Annotated in this window: 10 protein-coding genes; 2 read left to right on the plus strand and 8 right to left on the minus strand. The window is 43.2% G+C overall.

The annotated features are described in order from the left end of the window. Positions 1-16 precede the first annotated feature (16 nt). Entirely contained in the window at positions 17-2,359 is a 2,343-nt protein-coding gene (locus H6G96_RS17695) for a response regulator (protein WP_190912664.1), read from the plus strand. Here the strand turns inward: H6G96_RS17695 and H6G96_RS17700 are convergent. The 5 genes from H6G96_RS17700 to H6G96_RS17720 form a co-directional block, all read right to left on the minus strand. Continuing rightward, positions 2,356-5,265, minus strand: coding sequence for an NHLP bacteriocin export ABC transporter permease/ATPase subunit (locus tag H6G96_RS17700; protein WP_190912665.1), 2,910 nt, complete (start codon positions 5,263-5,265; stop codon positions 2,356-2,358). The two genes, H6G96_RS17695 and H6G96_RS17700, sit on opposite strands and share 4 nt — an antisense overlap. A 7-nt stretch (positions 5,266-5,272) precedes the next feature. After that, positions 5,273-7,480 carry an NHLP family bacteriocin export ABC transporter peptidase/permease/ATPase subunit gene (locus H6G96_RS17705; protein WP_190912666.1) on the minus strand — a complete coding sequence of 736 codons (2,208 nt, stop codon included), beginning with the start codon at positions 7,478-7,480 and terminating at the stop codon, positions 5,273-5,275. Positions 7,481-7,643: 163 nt separating this feature from the next. Further along, complete coding sequence (locus H6G96_RS17710) at positions 7,644-9,083, minus strand: NHLP bacteriocin system secretion protein (protein WP_190912667.1); 1,440 nt, start codon at positions 9,081-9,083, stop codon at positions 7,644-7,646. Positions 9,084-9,390: 307 nt separating this feature from the next. Continuing rightward, positions 9,391-10,269 (minus strand): hypothetical protein, encoded by an 879-nt coding sequence (locus H6G96_RS17715; RefSeq protein ID WP_190912668.1) that lies wholly within the window; start codon positions 10,267-10,269, stop codon positions 9,391-9,393. A gap of 180 nt (positions 10,270-10,449) precedes the next feature. Then, on the minus strand, positions 10,450-11,289 hold the full coding sequence (locus tag H6G96_RS17720) for an SDR family oxidoreductase (RefSeq protein ID WP_199339585.1): 840 nt from the start codon (positions 11,287-11,289) through the stop codon (positions 10,450-10,452). Between the two features lie 643 nt (positions 11,290-11,932). Between H6G96_RS17720 and H6G96_RS17725 the strand changes: the two genes are divergently transcribed. Continuing rightward, positions 11,933-12,712 carry a DUF4198 domain-containing protein gene (locus tag H6G96_RS17725; RefSeq protein ID WP_190912669.1) on the plus strand — a complete coding sequence of 260 codons (780 nt, stop codon included), beginning with the start codon at positions 11,933-11,935 and terminating at the stop codon, positions 12,710-12,712. 352 nt (positions 12,713-13,064) lie between these two features. Here H6G96_RS17725 and H6G96_RS17730 read toward each other — a convergent pair whose 3' ends face one another. The 3 genes from H6G96_RS17730 to H6G96_RS17740 all read right to left on the minus strand — a co-directional run bounded on the left by H6G96_RS17730 (position 13,065) and on the right by H6G96_RS17740 (position 17,407). Continuing rightward, complete coding sequence (locus H6G96_RS17730; RefSeq protein ID WP_190912670.1) at positions 13,065-16,373, minus strand: type 2 lanthipeptide synthetase LanM family protein; 3,309 nt, start codon at positions 16,371-16,373, stop codon at positions 13,065-13,067. 219 nt (positions 16,374-16,592) lie between these two features. Then, positions 16,593-16,883 carry a Nif11-like leader peptide family natural product precursor gene (locus tag H6G96_RS17735; protein ID WP_190912671.1) on the minus strand — a complete coding sequence of 97 codons (291 nt, stop codon included), beginning with the start codon at positions 16,881-16,883 and terminating at the stop codon, positions 16,593-16,595. 233 nt (positions 16,884-17,116) lie between these two features. Then, positions 17,117-17,407: a Nif11-like leader peptide family RiPP precursor gene (locus H6G96_RS17740; RefSeq protein ID WP_190912672.1), complete on the minus strand. Its 291-nt coding sequence runs from the start codon at positions 17,405-17,407 to the stop codon at positions 17,117-17,119. Between the last annotated feature and the right edge of the window lie 159 nt (positions 17,408-17,566).

The raw sequence follows: 17,566 nt of genomic DNA on the forward strand, positions 1-17,566 counted from the left end.
GAAAGGTAGTGTTGCAATGAGAATCTTGCTGATCGAAGATGACGAAGTTTTAGCAAGTGTTTTGTTGCAGTCTCTTAGCCAACAACATTATGCTGTTGAACTCGCACAAGACGGACAAATTGGCTGGGAATATTCTCAAGGTACTAACTACGACCTGATATTAACAGATGTGGGGCTGCCGAAAGTGGATGGCATTACTTTATGTCAGCGCTTACGTTCTAGTGGCTGTTCCACTCCTATTTTATTGATCACAGCAAAAGATGAAACTAGCGATCGCATTCGTGGACTCGATGCTGGAGCAGATGATTATCTAATTAAACCTTTAAATTTGGGAGAACTCCAAGCAAGGGTACGCGCTTTGTTACGTCGCAGCGATACTCCCCGTTCTCCAGTGCTAGAAGTTGGAGCATTGCGTTTAGATCCAAGCATTTGCGAGGTAACATACGATAATCAAGTTCTAGATTTGACACCCAAAGAATATAGTCTGCTGGAGCTATTACTGCGGAATCCATTGCGGGTTTTTAGTCGAGGAGATATTATCGAACATCTCTGGACTTTTGACGACCCACCCCAAGAGGAAACTGTTAAGTCCCATATTAAATGGTTGCGACACAAGTTGAAAGTAGTGGGAGCCGTAGACTGGATTGAAAACGTTTATGGTTTGGGATATCGCTTATCTCAAAAAGCTATTAGTAGTGGAAAGAGCGAAAAAAAAATAACTCAAAAAAATCCAGTTCAAAATTCCTCTATACCCGATACTTCCCCATCCGTTGAACAACAGTTTAAGCAAGCAATGGGTGGGTTGTGGAGTCAATATCAGGGGCTAATGATACAGCGAATGGAGGTACTGCAACAAGCAGCAACAGAACTCTCTAGCGGCACACTAACTACAGAATCACGTAAATCGGCTGGACAGGAAGCGCACAAGCTAGCTGGTGTTTTGGGAATGTTTGAGCAAGAAGCAGGAACTCAAATAGCACGAGAAATTGAACAGATTTTAGACAAAGATGGAGAGTTATTAGCAGCCCAAAAAAGCCAATTAATATCGCTGATACAAGAGTTAGGTAAATTATTAAACCTAATGGCGCAAAAGGTAGTTAATCAAAGTGCTACCTCAATTGAGGAAGAGATAAATCCTAAGTTACTGCTGATTGACCCTGATTTACAACTTGGTTCACAGTTGCAACAACTGGCATATTCTCTGGAAATGCGCTGGCAGCAAATAACAACGTTAGAAAGTGCAAAAAAGTTTTTGCAAACCACATCACCAGATTTAGTAGTGCTGAATGTAAATGAGATTGGGCTGCGAGAGGAAAGTTTGGCATTAATGTTGGACTTAGCAACACATACCCCTCCTGTACCTGTTCTGGCGCTCGCTGTCACTGATCAGCTAGTGGATCGTGTAACTCTGGCTCAGTCTGGGGCACGGGGTTTTCTCGTCAAGCCTGTCACAGCAAGCCAAGTTTGGGAAACTGCATCTCAAATATTAGAGTTTACCCGTTCTTTAACGGTAAATGTATTAGTAGTTGATGATGATCCACTAATTTTAGCAGCGCTAGGCCCAATGTTAGAACCTTGGGGAATGCGAATTACCGGATTGGACGATCCCCGACGTTTCTGGGAGGTATTGCAATCTACTGCACCAGATTTGTTGATTTTGGATGTGGAAATGCCAGAAATAAGTGGTATTGAACTTTGCCAAGCAGTTCGCACAGATCCTCAATGGCAGGAATTGCCAATTGTATTTCTGACGGCTCACCGAGAGATGGAAACTGTGCAGCAGGTGTTTGCTGCTGGAGGAGATGATTATGTAGTTAAACCCGTTGTAGGGGCAGAATTGCTGGCAAGGATTACCCATCGCTTAGAACGCAGTCGCCTACTCCAGTCACTTTCTAGCAAAGACCCCATAACCGGATTAGCAAATCAATTCCAGTCTAGCCGGGACTTACAGCACCTGATTGCTAAAGCCGAGAAAAATCAGCAATCGGTTTGCTTGGCGATCTTGAATTTCAATGATTTACGCCAAATTAATATCCAGTATGGCCATGAGGCTGGTAATCAAGTGTTGCAACGATGGAGTCGTCTATTCCAGTCGGTATTTTGCAGTGGTGAAATATTGGGCTATTGGGGTAACGGAGAATTTGTGGTGGGAATTTCTGGCTTTACCGAAACAGAACGGCTCGTCATCCAACATCGCCTCAATGACATTTTAACCAAGCTCCGCCAACAAGTATTTACAGCTGCCAATGGCGATCGCTTCCAGGCAACCTGCAATTTTGCTGTGGTTGAGTATCCTAATCATGGACTAAAGTTACAATCTCTGTACCAAGTTGCTAATTCTATGCTAAAGCAGAATTAAAGCTCACCTTCTAACTGTTGGGTTACCAGTTTGGCAAATAACCCTTCTTGGGCAATCAATGCTGCAAAATTACCTACTTGCACGACTTTACCAGCGTTAATAACATAGATGCGATCGGCATTACGAATTGTGCTGAGGCGATGGGCAATCACCACTCTGGTAGCATTTAATTTCGCTAAACTTTCAGTCACAATTGCCTGGGTGCGATTGTCCAAAGCACTGGTAGCCTCATCCATCAAGATAATTTTCGGCTTTGAAACAAGCGATCGCGCAATTAATAATCTTTGTCGTTGTCCACCAGAAAGATTAGTACCTCCCTCGCTAATTATGGTGTACATTCCCATTGGCATTTGCTCAATATCACCAGCCAAGCCTGCCATTCGTGCCGCTTCCCAGGCTTGTTCTTGCGTCACCAAAGCTCCAGCAGTAATATTCTCAAAAATTGAGCCTGTGCCGATTTTGCCATTTTGCAGCACCACTCCTAAATGTCTTCGCACAGCCTGAATATCTAACTCTGTCAAGTCTTTACCGTCATAGTAAATGCTACCTGTTAATGGAGTCTCAAACCCCAATAACAACCGTAATATTGTTGATTTTCCGCTTCCAGAAGGGCCAACGATCGCAATAAATTCTCCTGGTTCAGCATGGAGACTGACATCGTTAAGGATTAGACTTTTGTTTTGGGAGTAGTGAAAGCTGACACGATCTAGCGCAATGCGACCGCTTAACTCACCAGGATTTGTCTTAGTTGAGTCTGATTCTGGTTGCGATCGCCAAATCGGTTTGGCCCGTTCCCAAATTGGTACGATACCCAAGATGTCGGTTACGGTATTGCTCAGGTCAGTCACTCCCTTGATAAAAATTGTTAAAGCATAGTTAAAAGCAACAAATGTACCAATATTTAAGCGTGTCTGCATGAACAGCATGATAAACCCAAATAGCAGCAATGTACTGATTAAAGGCAGGGCTTCGTTAAATATAGAAACGCCATCTTTTATTTGTTGCCAACTTGCCTTCAAGCGGATCTGCTGGCTGTACTTTTTTGCCCAAGCTGCAAATGCTCGTTCTTCTGCCATTGCTACTCGCAGCTTGGCCACACCATTGATCAGTTGCACGGTGAGTCCTTGAATTACACCATCTAGTTCTTGCTGTTTTTGTGATTTCTTGACTAGGAGGAAGTTAGAAATAGTCGTTACTACAGCAGCAAGAATTGCTAAACTGACTCCCATAAGAGCAAGTTGCCAACTGTAAATAAACATCAGCGCTAAGTTGAATAAGGCAAAAACTCCACTCAACAAAGTCCTTTGAGTCGCACCACTGAGTTGTTCATGAATTTGCCTCACCGCCATGACGCGGTTGACCAAATCTCCAGAAGCGTATTGACGAAAAAAACCTGGACTTAATCTCAGCAGCCGATCCCAGATGGCTGGCTGCAATACGCTGTTAGTAGCACTTTCGACTCGTAGGGTGATAATACTTTGGGCAATCTGAAAAGCTAACTGCCCAAAAGCTGCTGCTAACAATACCAATCCTATCTGCCACAGTAAGGCGCGATCGCTATCAGGAATAGCATTGTTGATTAATATTATGGTTGCCTGGGGTACAATCATTCCCAGCAATGTCCCCATTATCCCCACAATCACAATATTAATAATGTCTTTTTCATAGCCCTTCACCCCAAACTGAAGTAGCTCAATGACATTGTTCACAACCCTGGGTAACGATCGATACAAAACGTAAGCTACATGTTTCAGTGTTTTTGCTATTGAAGCATTTACAGGTGTGAGAGTTTGTGCTAGAGGGTCAAATATGATATAACTCTTATTGTCTGTGGGTAACAAAGCTACTGGGCGATTTTCTAACTGGGTATAAGCTAACAGAGGGCCTTGATCTTGCTGCCACCAGCCATCTTTTAAAGTTATTCGCCGAATCCGAATTTGTGATGCTCTGGCGATCGCTGCTACAGGGTCTTTAATAGAATTCAAATCCTCTACTGGTGGACGAATCTCTATTCCCAGCGATCGCCCGACTGCCCCAAATGCTACCAGTAAGGGCGACCCCTCTTGAAAGAAAACTGCCTCCTGCTGCGGCTGCAAAACTGCTGCTAAATCAGAGAGTGCCGCCTCTATTACTTGCTGATTAAATTGTTCGCGTTCTTGAAACTGCCGGAATTCTGCTTCTGCTTCTTGGTTTGCCAACAAACTGAAGTAGTGAAAGAAATAAGTCTGCAAACTGGCTAAACCTGTCAGAAGTTCCTCAGAATTTTCTAAATCTGCCGTTGACAACATCTCTCCGATAACCGCATTTTCTGCCTCCAGCCACATCGCATTGGTGATTGGAAATGCTGGTGAGGTGGAATTCAACGTTAGTTCCTCAACTCCCATCCAGTGAGTATTGCCTTGCTGTAACTTCAGCCATCGGAGTGTTTGTTGCCTCCACTGTAGCGTTTCACCAGGCAATAATGAAAAATCCCGCTCAAATGCCGACACTTGGTTTAATGGTGTAGCCAAAACTGTTTGCTGGGCGTTAAGAGATTGCCCTAAATGATTTACCCAACCTTCTAAAAGTTCTATGGTTTGCGAGTCAGCCGCCGCAATTCCCTGAACCAAATCAACCATTGATATCTGGCATAATTGAGTGGGTTCAATTGCGATCGCTACAAAACTCCATTGGCTTTGTGCAACTACTTCCGGTAATAACACTGCATTAAACAAGGCTTCACCAGCGCTGACATGAAATAGATAGCGGCGATGTTCCTTTGGTAAACTGTTCTTAACTCTAGTCGCAAACACCGCCAATGTTCCAGACTGCACTATCCAGAATGTTTCGGAGTCATTCAACAGTACTGGTTGGTTTGCTTGAAAAGAGTAAAGTTTAGAAGAAGGATTCACCTGCGGGCTATTCATCACTCAACTATGCCTCTACCGCGTGAAGTAAGCGGACATAAGTTCCGCCTTGCTGCCATAATTCCTCATGAGTGCCACGCTGCACGATTTTACCTTGCTCTAGCACAATAATTTCATCACAATCGCGAATTGTGCTAAGGCGGTGGGCTACTACAATACAGGAACAACCACGCTGTTGTAAATTGCGATTAATAATCAGTTCTGTTTGGGCATCTAGAGCGCTTGTTGCTTCATCAAGTACTAATACTGCGGGATTTCTCACCAAAGCGCGGGCAATTTCTAAACGTTGGCGTTGCCCACCGCTAATATTCATGCCGCCCTCAATCAACTCAAAATCATATTTTCCAGGCATAGATGCGATCGCATCATGAATAGCTGCATCTTGGCAAGCCTGCACCAAATCAGCTTCTGGCATAGTAGAGTCCCAAAGAGTGATATTTTCTCGCACAGTCCCCGCAAATAAAAAGATATCCTGTTCAACCATTGCCAAACAATGAGCAAGGACAGAACGTTTAATCTGCGATCGCTCTACACCATCAAAGCAGATTTCCCCATCCCAAGGCTGATAAAGACCGCAAATTAATTTGGCAATTGTAGATTTACCAGAACCACTTCCCCCCACCAGCGCTATCCTTTGTCCTGGCTTGATACTCAAGCTCAAATTCTCAATTAACGGAGGTTCTACAGGACTGTAGCCAAAAGTGACATTCCGTAACTCAATGTTACCCTGTAATTGCCAGAGAGATGAAGAAGTAATTTCTCTCCTAGCTCCCCCTGCCCCCCTGCTCTCCTCCACTTCTGAATCAACGGAATTTTGAAGCACATCATCAAGACGGTTGAAGTCAGCTTCTAAATCTTGCAAAGTACTGCCAAAATTGACGAGGCTATTAACTGGTTCTAAGAAGCTCTGGGTTAAACTTTGGTAGGCAACCAGCATCCCAATACTAAGACTTCCATTCATTACCTGTAAACCACCAACTAGCAAGACAAAAGCTGTGGTCAGGGATGTTAAAATCGTCGGTAATGTAGTGATAATTTGAGTTTGTAAACCTAATTGCTGTTCGGCGTTAACTGCTTTAGCATAATAACCGGCAAACCGAGCAAATAAATCTGACTCCAGCCCAGAAGCTTTGACTGTTTCTATTGTTTGGATACCACTAACCGCCACCCCAGCTACCTTGCCATGTTCTTGAGCCAGCCGCATATTGGCATCGACGCGAGTTTGCGATAAAAATAGGAGAGCAAGAATGTTGATAGCAGCAAAGCTGACTGCGATCGCACTCAGCAAGCGATCGTATTGAATCATAATCAGCAGGTAGAAGACCATCATTACTGCATCGATTACAGTGGTTGCTAAACGCCCTGAAAGTATTTCCGCAACCTTGTCATTTAGTTGCATGCGATTACTGATTTCTCCAGCAAAGCGCTGGGCATAAAACCCGATGGGTAATCGCAAGATATGCCAAAGAAACTGTCCTGACATACTGACTGATAACTTCACCATTAATCGGCGCAGATAGGTAAGCCGCAGTCTAGCCAGAAACGCCCGCAATAAAGTAGTGATCAGCATTCCTAACAGTAAAGGTCGTAACCAATCTTGTCGGTCTTGGATTAAAATCTCATCGATAAATACCTGAGAAAATGCTGGCACAGCTAATCGAGGCAGTGTTAGCAATAACCCCGCTAGCAAACAAAATAAAATAGTACCCCATGAGTTTTGTAAGCGGTTACTTAAAGCTGAGACAATGTGATTTTTTTTGCCTCCCCTCTGAAAGTCCCCTCCTGGTTCCATCACCAGCGCAACACCCGTGTATGCGCGATCAAACTCTTCCCAACTCACTGTTCTTTTACCAGTGGCAGGATCGTTGAGGTAGACGCGTTTTTTGCTATATCCTTCTACCACGAGAAAATGGTTAAAATTCCAAAAGGCAATGTAGGGAAGACGGGTAGTTGTCACTTTTTCTAGAGATAGTTTTAAACCTTTAGCATTGAGTCCATAATTTTTAGCAGCTTTGAGGATATTAAAAGCTTTACTCCCATCCCGCGAAACACCGCATTCTTCACGCAGTTTAGCCAGTGGCACAATCCGACCGTAATAGCTCAGAATTATTCCTAAAGCAGCCGCACCACATTCCACCGCTTCCATTTGTAAAAGTGTAGAAGTGCGGACACGATTTGGTTTAAATTTTGGAATTGGGAATTGGGCATTAGGCATTGGTATTAGGACTTGAACGTTGGTTAAGCTTCTAAGGGTAAAAGTTGAGCTTCTGATGATGGTGAACCTTCAAGTTGTAACCATGCCCCATGCCCAATTTAATTACGAATTACGAATTACGAATTACGTTAGCGTAGCGGGGCGTAGCCCATTACGAATTATTTTAATAAATCCCCGTCCAAGAGCGTAGCATAGGAATAATATAAGAAATAGGTGCTTTTTCTCCGACTTTCACTTGAACAGAGGTAGTTGTGCCGGAAGATATTTTTAAGGCTGGGCCATCAGATGATGACCATTTGTAACCACTTATTGATGTAGGGTTTTCTTGGAGTTGGACAAAAGCTTGTACCTGACCTTCACCTTTACCCGCGAGACTGGCGGCTATTTCTTTGTTACCAACGATCGCTGTAATATCTTGTGTAGTTACCGGAAATGAAGAAATATCTGCGATTGTTCCGACAATGCCACCTTCGCGTTCACGTTTGGCAAAGCTGGGAGTCACTTGTACAGCCATTCCTGGCTTGATTTGCTTCCCATCTTTATTAGCAAAGTAAACAAGACTCACAAGTTTTGAATTTGGCTGTTCAGCTTCAATTGAACCCAAGCGAATACCCGGATTCATCATTTGACCAGGAACAACACTTACTTCTAGAATATGACCATTGTATTTGCTAATGATTCTACTTTCTTGAGATAGTTGCAGTTCTAATTGGGCAATACGGCGCTTTATTTCCTGAATTTGATTAGTTTTATCAATTGATTGCTTCAGGTCTTGTTCGCGTAGTTTAGTATTTTGAATATTGATATCTTTAATTTTGGTTTTAATTTCGTCAATTCTATTCAGATTTTCCAGATATTCTCGTTGCGTGGTGGTTTCTTGAATTTCAAGATCCTTCAGTTGCACGTCAATATTTGATAGTTCGCTTTGAGTATTAAAATATTCCTGTTCAGCTTGCACCAGCATATCTTGGCTGATGACATGCTGCTCAAAAAGCTGACGACGGTTATCAACCCGTCCTTTAAGAGTTTTGAGTAAGTAATTAATTTGTTGTTTGCGCGAATTAATGCTTTGACGTTTTTGAGCGATCGCTCTTTGTGTCTGATCGCGTAACTTGGGCGCACTTTGCTCTCGGTGCAGATTATTTTCTAAATCCAATTTTTGCTGTCCAAGAGTGATAATTTGTTGGTCAATCAGCAGCTTTTGTAGCCTATCCGTTTCTTGATTCTGGGTTTGCAACTGTTGCAACTTTACTTGCTCTTGTTGTAGTTGCTGCTTCAGTGCTGATTGGTCGATTATCCCTAGTACATCACCTTGTTTAATAATATCCCCCGCCTTGACCTTTAGAGTTAGTAATGGGCCAGAACTGGGTGCTTGAAATTCCACAACATGGTGCGGTTTAATCAAGATACCTTGACCTGTGAGGGTGAGAGGAATTCTACCAAATACACTCCAGATACCAGCCACAGCAACCACAAAACTCAAAGTAGATAGGGTTAACCAAGCTTGAGGTTTGACAACTTGGATTGCTTGATCTAGTTGTTCTGGTGAAGATAAGCGATCTAGGGCTTCTGGGCGAAAGATGTGGCTATGTTTTAGTTGCATTGTTCTCCTCTTTACTGAAAGCGCCTAGAACCTCAAGTCTTCTAGACTTCTAAGATTAAAGTGCGATCGGGGAGAACTAGGGGAGAATTAGAGTAAGCGATCGCTTTTGCTGTCTCAATTTGGGTAAGGGTTTGAGCCTCTCAAGATGTCAGAGAATAAGTATTTATTGGGATCTCAATCGCCCAAACCCTTGATTTCAATGGGTTTATTTATCCAACAAAGCCACACAACCGATAAAATCTTCTAGCGCAGATATGGCACAAAACCTGGTGAGAACAGAGAGAACAAGTTTGCAAGACATTCATCGTCAAACTTCAGCAGAAGGCTCGGACTTGAGCAGGGTTATTGATGCTTTCACAGCAGAATGCAAGAATGCCGCAACCTGCTGTTGTTGGGTTTGGGCATTAGCATTTTTAGTGAATTGAGAAGCTTGCAGCACAGCCCCAACCCAGTGTTGGGTATGCCAAAAAGCCTGACCATCAAGGGTAGGAAGATTGGCTGTGTCTGGATACGGATAAGGAGACACATACCAGTAAGGTTCTTGATAGCTAGTGTCTCCAGGCGATAATCCAACCCCGACTGTTGATGGACTCTCATTTTTGGAGTCAGAAAGTGTAATTAGTGTTGCCATATCAAAATGATGGGGCCAAATGTAAATCGCTGAGGCATTCTCGTTAGTCGTAACAATTTTCTGAAGTAGTCGATGTGCGGTAATGTAGTAATTTGCTAATTCACGCAATTCCACCTCTTGACTGGCATCAAAGGAGGCTCCGTGAGCAAGGGGATGATTGGGAAAGTCATCAGGTGGATAGTCTAAAAAGACAATTTTGCTGGCATCTATACCGAGTTTAGAAATCTCGTGCTGGAGCCAATCTAACCCTTCTAGCATTGTCTTTCCATGTAATGGCAAAGATGCGATCGTGTCATGCTGATCATCTATCAACAGTAATGTGAAACTGACTGGGTTGAGTGCTATTTGAAAGGGCTGGGCTGCTCGAATAGTCGATCCAACAAACGCTTCTAAAACCGGATTCCATACCATGCTGGTGTGGCTGTAATCTGGTAGAGGCTCTACCAATGCTGCACCCGTTGCGGCAATATATTGAACGGCATAATGCAATTGTAGTTTGCTTTGGGTCAGTTCTTGGGGGTTGATTTTTCCTGTCATTGTCTCTAGTGTTGTCATAATCATATCCATTGGCTAAAAAAGAAAATTTGGTAAGGAACGTGGGGGTAAAGTAGGCAGCTATTAATTTTTCAGATGGGGTAAAACACCTCTGGTGAAGACTTCGCTCGTCAAAATTACGATTTTGAACTTGCCAAGCGAATTCCTGTAAACTACCAGTGGGCATCAGTTGGGAAAAAGTTACGATAACTGGCGCACATATGGTTTTGAGGCGAGGCGATAGCGGTCTGCGGCATCTACCTGGTTGAAATTTGGGATCATGCTCTGGCGAGCAGCATCGAAGGTGTTCCACTGCTCCGCATCGAGAAGCGACGGGATGGTGACAGTTTCGCGGCGATCAAAGCCAACAAGGGCGGCGTCCACCAGTTCGTCAACTTTCATAGCAGGCGGTAGCGCATTCATATCCCAACCTGAGCGCTCCCAGATTTCCGTCTGCGTTGATGCCGGTAGCACAGCCTGAACATAGACACCTTTGGAACCAAGCTCGAAGTGGAGACCCTGGGTGAGGAAGAGGACAAAGGCTTTGGTTGCGCCATAGACAGTCAAACCGAATTCCGGTACTAAGGCAACCGCCGAACTGATGTTAATGATCGCGCCATCGCCCGCTCTGACGAACCGTGGAGCGACGGCGCTGGCAAGCCGCGTCAGCGCTATGGTGTTGAGGCTGATGATTTTAGCCACCTCATCCGGGCTTTGATCTATGAAACTGCTGGCAGCGCTGACACCAGCATTGTTAACCAGGATACTAATGTGCGTGTCAGTACGTAGCCGCTCCTCCACCTGGGCGAGTTCACCAGCATCGGTGAGATCGGCCTGAAGGATGTCAACCACCACCCCGGTTTCCCGGCGCAGTCTTTCGGCTAGAGCTTCCATTCGGGCGTGGTCACGCGCTACCAGCACGAGATCGTAACCACGCTTTGCGAAGCGATCAGCATAGACGGCACCGATTCCACTGGATGCTCCAGTAACGAGCGCGCTCTTATGTGTCATATTTTTACTGCTCACATTAATACTGCTCATCTTGTTCTCCGTTAGGTTGGTGAAGCTTGCTGCCCACCTGGTTACATTTCATTCTTCAGCGATCGCTCAATTTAGACCAGTCAAGTTAATTGAGTTAAAACGCATCTTAACTGTTCGCAGCCTCTTTGCTTGACGGACAGGGGTACTCCGACGATCAAACTATTGTACTGATTTCCAAGATCCGTCTATCCTTTGGGCGGCGTTTGATTGATTTGGGGAAAGAATTCGTCTTTTTCTAACAAAACGCTACGCGTTGGCGGAAGCCTCTCGCAGAGATGGTGGTTCGTTCTATTAGCTATATTTTTCACAACTCAGATAGGATTGCTATAACTGCGATCTCACTTTTAAAGTTGGCTTTCGTTCCTCAATCCAACAAATACTTACGTTCATCAAAGTCTTTAAATAGGATTGCTATATTCTGTTATAGCTTTTTCTTCCTACTTGACTTCTGCTCAAAAGCCAATACCCTAAACGAAATATTTATTCTGAAAAACATTTTGTATTTCAGATAACAAAAAAAGTTTATTTTTTATTTCTTAATAAAAAGCTTCTATTTTTAATAAAAAATATCCCTGATGGGGGGATTGTTAGCTATTAAATATTATGGTTTTAATTGTTTAACACCTGATTTAGGAATATTTAGATGTTTACCAAAAAATGGAAAGAATTGCTATTGGCACTGGCAATGTTACCTTTGTTTATCCAACCAGTTTCAGCGCATATTATCTGGTTTAATTATGACAATGGAGAATATGATCTCTTATTTGGTCACCCAGAAGATGGCCCAGAACCTTACGAAACATCTAAATTTAAGCAAGCTACAGCTTATGATTCTAATAGACAAATACTTCCATTTGATATCAATCAGAAAAAAGACGGGCTATCTCTAACTTCAACTTCTAATAGTGAAATCGCAGCATTAACTGGATTTTTTGATAATGGGTATTATGCTAAGGTAGGCGATGAATCTCGCAGTATTTCCGAACAAGAAATTGGACAATATCAAGACGTTAGCCATTATCTGAAGTATACTAAAGCTCTTTTCGATTGGTCTGACACTCTGGCTCAACCATTCAATTTGCCTTTAGAAATCATCTCGTTACAGAATCCTCTTACAGTCAAACCAGGAGAGAACTTGAAAGTTCAAGTTCTTTATGAAGGAAAACAAATTCCAGATGTGACAGTAGAATATTTAGGCAAAAAGTTAACTGGTGATCAAGATGGTACTTATTTGGTTCCGATTGGTGATGAAGGATTACAACAAATAGAGGCTAGTTACACAGTTACTTCAGCTACCCAACCTAGTATTTCTTACGAAACTGGTTTTACAGCACAAACAACTTCTGTACCTGAGTCATCGGCATTACTTGGTCTGGGTGTAGTCGGATTACTGGGATTATACAAAAAAAGGTTTTTCGCCTAAAGCATGATTGCGATTTGAATTATCGGAACTTTTTTGTAGGGAAGGAAAAGCATTAGAAATCAGACAAAATTAGAACAGGGTGGTAGTTTTAATGTCTGTTATCTTAAAGCAATTCTTTAAAAGAAAGCTACCAATTTAAATCTGTAATTTAAATTAAATCATCCAAGGAGCGCAAGACTTTGCGTTCCTTGGATGAGGAATTAATCTTAGCTGTAAACATACCCTATTAACGTTGAGTCAGGTAATAGGGTGTGGTCAAAAGCGATTTTTGCGTATAATATAATGTCCGTTTGATTCTTATTAAACTTGAAGAACCCCACCCCACCAAGCACTCAGGATGCGAATAACAAGCTCAATCCCACAACAATATTGAAGGCAAGTCATTGTTAGCTAGACGCAGCAATTGATAACCAATTCCAGATGTACCGGGTAAAAAGCCGGGATTAAATACAGAATTGGGTAAGTTGGGGAACAATTGATAAGCTCCAGTTCGCTTGGCTCTAGCCACAACATTTGTTGCATTCTGGTGAGCAATTTGATGCCAATCAGGACGAGAACAGATTTTTGCACCGACTAACAGCACTTCTGCCCTACCGAAGTTACCACAGCACAAGTGATCGATCGCCTGCAAGCCAAAGTTCTGAGTATTTTGGAGAGCAATTTCAATTTCTTGTTGAATTTCCGGCGTTTCCACGATTCTCAAACTGCCCAAACGCCCCAAACCAATGCCGGCTGAACCGTGACACCACTTATTTGCAAAGTCAGGTTGTCCTGATTGTCCCATTCTGCGGAAATCGGGCCAGTTGGCAGTGGATTGGCAAAAGACGCTACGCTCATACTCAATTCCTGCTAAACCTGCTTCTAAGTACTTGCTCTCCAAGGTAACATCATAAAGTCTAAGTAATGCATAGGAGATACCTGCGGCTCCATGAGAGAAGCCGGTTAAGGGCTTGTCCCAAAAAGTATGCCAAGCTTTGGGCGCACCATTGTGGCTAACTTGACGGTTGAGCAAATGTTGTCCACAAGCGATCGCATTTTCTAAAACGGCTGCTTCCCCTGTGATTTGATGCAGGGACAATAACCCTAGAATTGCCCCAGCCGATCCACTCATAATATCCAAATGTTCATCCGCAGCAATTAGTTCCGGTGTCATCAAATCGGCTAATACTTGAGCGTCTTGCAATAGAGTTGCATCTTTCAAAAATTGGCTAACTTTCACCAGGCTATAGATCATTGAGCCTAAACCTGTTGCGCCACCAACGCCCATTAAACGAGCCATGCGTTGCCAAGTTTCTAGGTCAATGGTGTGGATTTGGCGGCGCAGAGATTGCAATGTTCTAAATGCTAAATCACGGTAACGGGAATCACCAGTTACTTGACTGAGCGCAGCTAAAAACAAGGCAACTCCAGAGCGTCCGTCAGAAAGACAATTATTCAATACTTGCAGTTGATATCGTTCGGCACGAGGCACAAAGTCTAAACCAATCCAGTTAACGCTTCCATCAGGGTCAGAAATAGCTTTGGTTTCAAGTTGAGTGGCGATTTCTTTGGCTTCGGCAATCAACTGTTCTGAACTCAGCAACGGTAACGATTGGGCTTGCCATTGCCCACCCTGGCGGCTGGAGGTGGTTGCGATCTTGGCATCGAAGGAGCCTTGAATAATCGCTATTTGCCGAGCTAGGTCGGTTTCATCCAGAGATTGTAACTGGTTGAGCAGGTCTTGATAACTGGATTGCTTGAAGTAGTTGGGAATAGTTGGATAACCGTTTAAACTGAGTTCATCAATAACAGCGCTAGCCGTGAAGAAGGGAATATCCAATTGTTCCATCGCTCGTAATTCTGCGCTCAAAACGGGAAAGGCGTTTGGTCTTTCCTGAGCAACTAGAAAAGCACGACTGAGAACATCGAGTTGAATGCTGTAATCTACCCCATGTTTGAGATGATCAGGTGACAAAGTTTTTTGGAGGATGATGCCATAGATCCTGGTGTTGCGGAAGATAAAGCGCACCTGCTGATTTTGCATAGCAGACAGCAAACTTTGGCGTGAAAGTAAGAAATCTTTGTGCGCCATCAGAAAGCGATACATCTGCTCAAATCCATCGTTGATTTGTTGTTGATAATCATTTGGAGACAGAGCAACTCCATCCAAAAACGGCACATTTTTCGCAATCGGCACCGTGACCAACTCAGGTAACAGGTGCATATTATCTGTATTAATATTTTGCCAGCGCGGCACTTTGCGGCGAGATAGTCGGGGATCTGTGCTACCTAACCCGCTAATATCATATGCGACGCTGCGATCGCCACTAAAGTCCCAACGCGGTAAAAGTCCGGTGCGGAGTACGGAATCCCAAAATTGTCGTGTGGCGGTTGTTTCAAAATCTTGGGTAAGCGGTGAGTCTTCAATGAGATTCGGTTCATGGTGCAGAAGTGTTTCCATGTCAATCAGCACCAGATGTTCGCCATTGGCAATTAAGTTTTCGTAATGGCAATCTGTGGCTCTGAGGGCATACAGCACACACAACAACATTCCAGAACGTTGATAGAATCGTTTCGCAGCTGCTTGATCAACACAAGGCAACTGTTCAACATTTTCCACCCAACCGTAACCGTTGCGTTCAAGTACTTGAATGACTTTAAAATCTAAGAGATTGCTGTGTTGATTGCACCAATCCAAAAATTGATTAAAAACAACTTCTAATCCTAAATCTTTGGGTTTATAAACAAGTTTAAGTCCAGATTCAAAGGTGAGCAAAATTACCGCTCGTCCGCGCTTGTGCGAGTCGGAAATAGAGGCTTGAATTTTGGCAACTTTGTTTTGAGAAAATGGGGCGATCGCTTCGTTAAAAGTTCGCTGAATATCTGTCCTATCTGCAACTAAACGTTCAATAAATTCAGCAGTGAACTCAACCCAAAAATTGACGGCTGTTGCCACTAACCGACCGAGAACTGGATATTTTTGGAAGAACGCCAGCATTCCATCTTCCAGGAGTTGATTGACGAACTTGGTGTAGTGAGTGTTATTGTTTAGTGTCTCCAGTCCCAGTAAGCCGAGCAAGTTTTGACCAAAGGGACGCACTTGAGAAAATTCAAAATCTAATGTTTTAGTGCAAAGTTCTGCTAATCGTTGCAGTAAACTACGTTCTAGAGAACTGTAAGCAGCTTGGGAAAGAATCGATAAGGGAAGACACTCTTGGGTGAATTGACTGTCGCAGCGAGTCAGTAATTGCTGTCTGGCTACCAAGATAGCAGGCAAAAGGATATCTTCAAAGGTGATAGGATTTTGTGAATCGATTGGTAGAAATAGTTCGGTTGCAGAATCGAATTTTGTAGCGGTTTGAATGATTTCCTGCAAGGTTTCTGCCCACTCAGGCAAAGGTTGATCGGCAAGCAACTCGATAGTTCCCAATCTGGAACTAACAGTATCGAGGTCTAGTCCTTCCCACTGTAAGCGTTTGTGCAAAGTGTCCCATTTGCCTTCTGCTACAACTTGACACCAGCGATCGCGCCGACGGTTAATTTCTTGTTCATTGACTTGCTCGACATCAATTGCAAATCTGCTTTCATCAAGACGCTCCCAGAGAAAGCTAGCATTGGCAGCGATCGCCCTTAAATCGTCTGATGTTTTCTGTTGGGATAAGCGAACAACTTGTTGAACCATAGCTGCATTCCTCATGATAGAGTTAAAAGGTAAGTATTAATTATGATCTACGTTTTAATAGTTGGCATTAAGAACAATAGCGTTCGTCTAAGTACTAATTAGGTAAGCATAATTAAAATAATTTGTAATTCTTAATTGAATCAGTTGGGGTACAAGTCCCCAACCGATAAAGACCACAAACTTAGCAATTTGGTGGATTATTTCACCAAAAAGTATGAATTACGAAAGATAGCAGTGTCCGCCACCACAGCCGGCTGTGTGACATAGTTTGGGGGCACTATCAGCAATTGCTCCGCCACTAACACTGAGTAATTCTTCTTCACTTAGTTCGTTTGAGTCCACAAAGGTCAGTTCTGAAAGCATTTGAGCTACGCTTTCGGCTGTGAAAGTATAACCTTTTTCTGCACTGGCAATTAGCAACAGCTTGATGGCTTCTGTTTGGCTAACTGCTGCTTGCATATTCTCGCGTAGTTGGCTATTTTGGAGTAGGCTTTTAATTTGTGGCAACATAGTTTTGTTCTCCTAAAGTTGGTGTAATACTTATTAAGTCAGTTTCCTCTTTCTCTTGGTAAAAGCAAAGAGGGAATTTGTTATGTAGCATCTTCTTCTGCGTTGAGCCTCAGTATCAAGTATGGAAATTATCCAAATTAAAATATTGGAAAAGCTGGCTCTAAAAAGTCGTTTTAGAAAAACAACCTGATGGAGGTTACAATGCTAAGAAAAAGAGAAGCTACATACTTTTCTTAGCAGCAGCCCGCGTGTCCGCCACCACAGGAAACTGTATGACATAGCTTGGGCGCACTGTCAGCCATCATTCCACCACTAACACTGAGTAATTCTTCTTCGCTTAGTTCGTTGGAATCCACAAAGGTAAGTTCTGCCAGCATTTGAGAAATGGCTTCAACTGTGAAGTTATAACCTTTTTCTGTACTAGCGATCGCTAACACTTTGATAGCTTCTGCTTGGTTAGTTGCTGCCTTGATTTGCTGTTGTAGTTGGGTGTTTTGAAGCAGTTCTTTAATTTGGTGTAGCATAGGTTTGTTTCCCGTTTTCGTTGGCTTATTGATACGGCAGAGATTGTGCGCTTGTTTTGGGCGGTGTTCTCTGCTTTTCTGATTTGAATTTAGAGATAAATAGGGTAGAACTAGGGGAGATAGTTACAATTACGGAAAAATTTTTTAGCACAGTTTAAT

The sequence above is a fragment of the Nostoc sp. FACHB-892 genome (assembly GCF_014698795.1).
Lineage (GTDB): Bacteria > Cyanobacteriota > Cyanobacteriia > Cyanobacteriales > Nostocaceae > Nostoc.

Excerpts from the sequence above, each read along its gene's own strand:
- H6G96_RS17695 (WP_190912664.1), top strand. The coding sequence starts at position 17 with ATGAGAATCTTGCTGATCGAAGATGACGAAGTTTTAGCAAGTGTTTTG.
- H6G96_RS17700 (WP_190912665.1), bottom strand. The coding sequence starts at position 5,265 with ATGAATAGCCCGCAGGTGAATCCTTCTTCTAAACTTTACTCTTTTCAA.
- H6G96_RS17705 (WP_190912666.1), bottom strand. The coding sequence starts at position 7,480 with ATGCCTAATGCCCAATTCCCAATTCCAAAATTTAAACCAAATCGTGTC.
- H6G96_RS17710 (WP_190912667.1), bottom strand. The coding sequence starts at position 9,083 with ATGCAACTAAAACATAGCCACATCTTTCGCCCAGAAGCCCTAGATCGC.
- H6G96_RS17715 (WP_190912668.1), bottom strand. The coding sequence starts at position 10,269 with ATGACAACACTAGAGACAATGACAGGAAAAATCAACCCCCAAGAACTG.
- H6G96_RS17720 (WP_199339585.1), bottom strand. The coding sequence starts at position 11,289 with ATGAGCAGTATTAATGTGAGCAGTAAAAATATGACACATAAGAGCGCG.
- H6G96_RS17725 (WP_190912669.1), top strand. The coding sequence starts at position 11,933 with ATGTTTACCAAAAAATGGAAAGAATTGCTATTGGCACTGGCAATGTTA.
- H6G96_RS17730 (WP_190912670.1), bottom strand. The coding sequence starts at position 16,373 with ATGGTTCAACAAGTTGTTCGCTTATCCCAACAGAAAACATCAGACGAT.
- H6G96_RS17735 (WP_190912671.1), bottom strand. The coding sequence starts at position 16,883 with ATGTTGCCACAAATTAAAAGCCTACTCCAAAATAGCCAACTACGCGAG.
- H6G96_RS17740 (WP_190912672.1), bottom strand. The coding sequence starts at position 17,407 with ATGCTACACCAAATTAAAGAACTGCTTCAAAACACCCAACTACAACAG.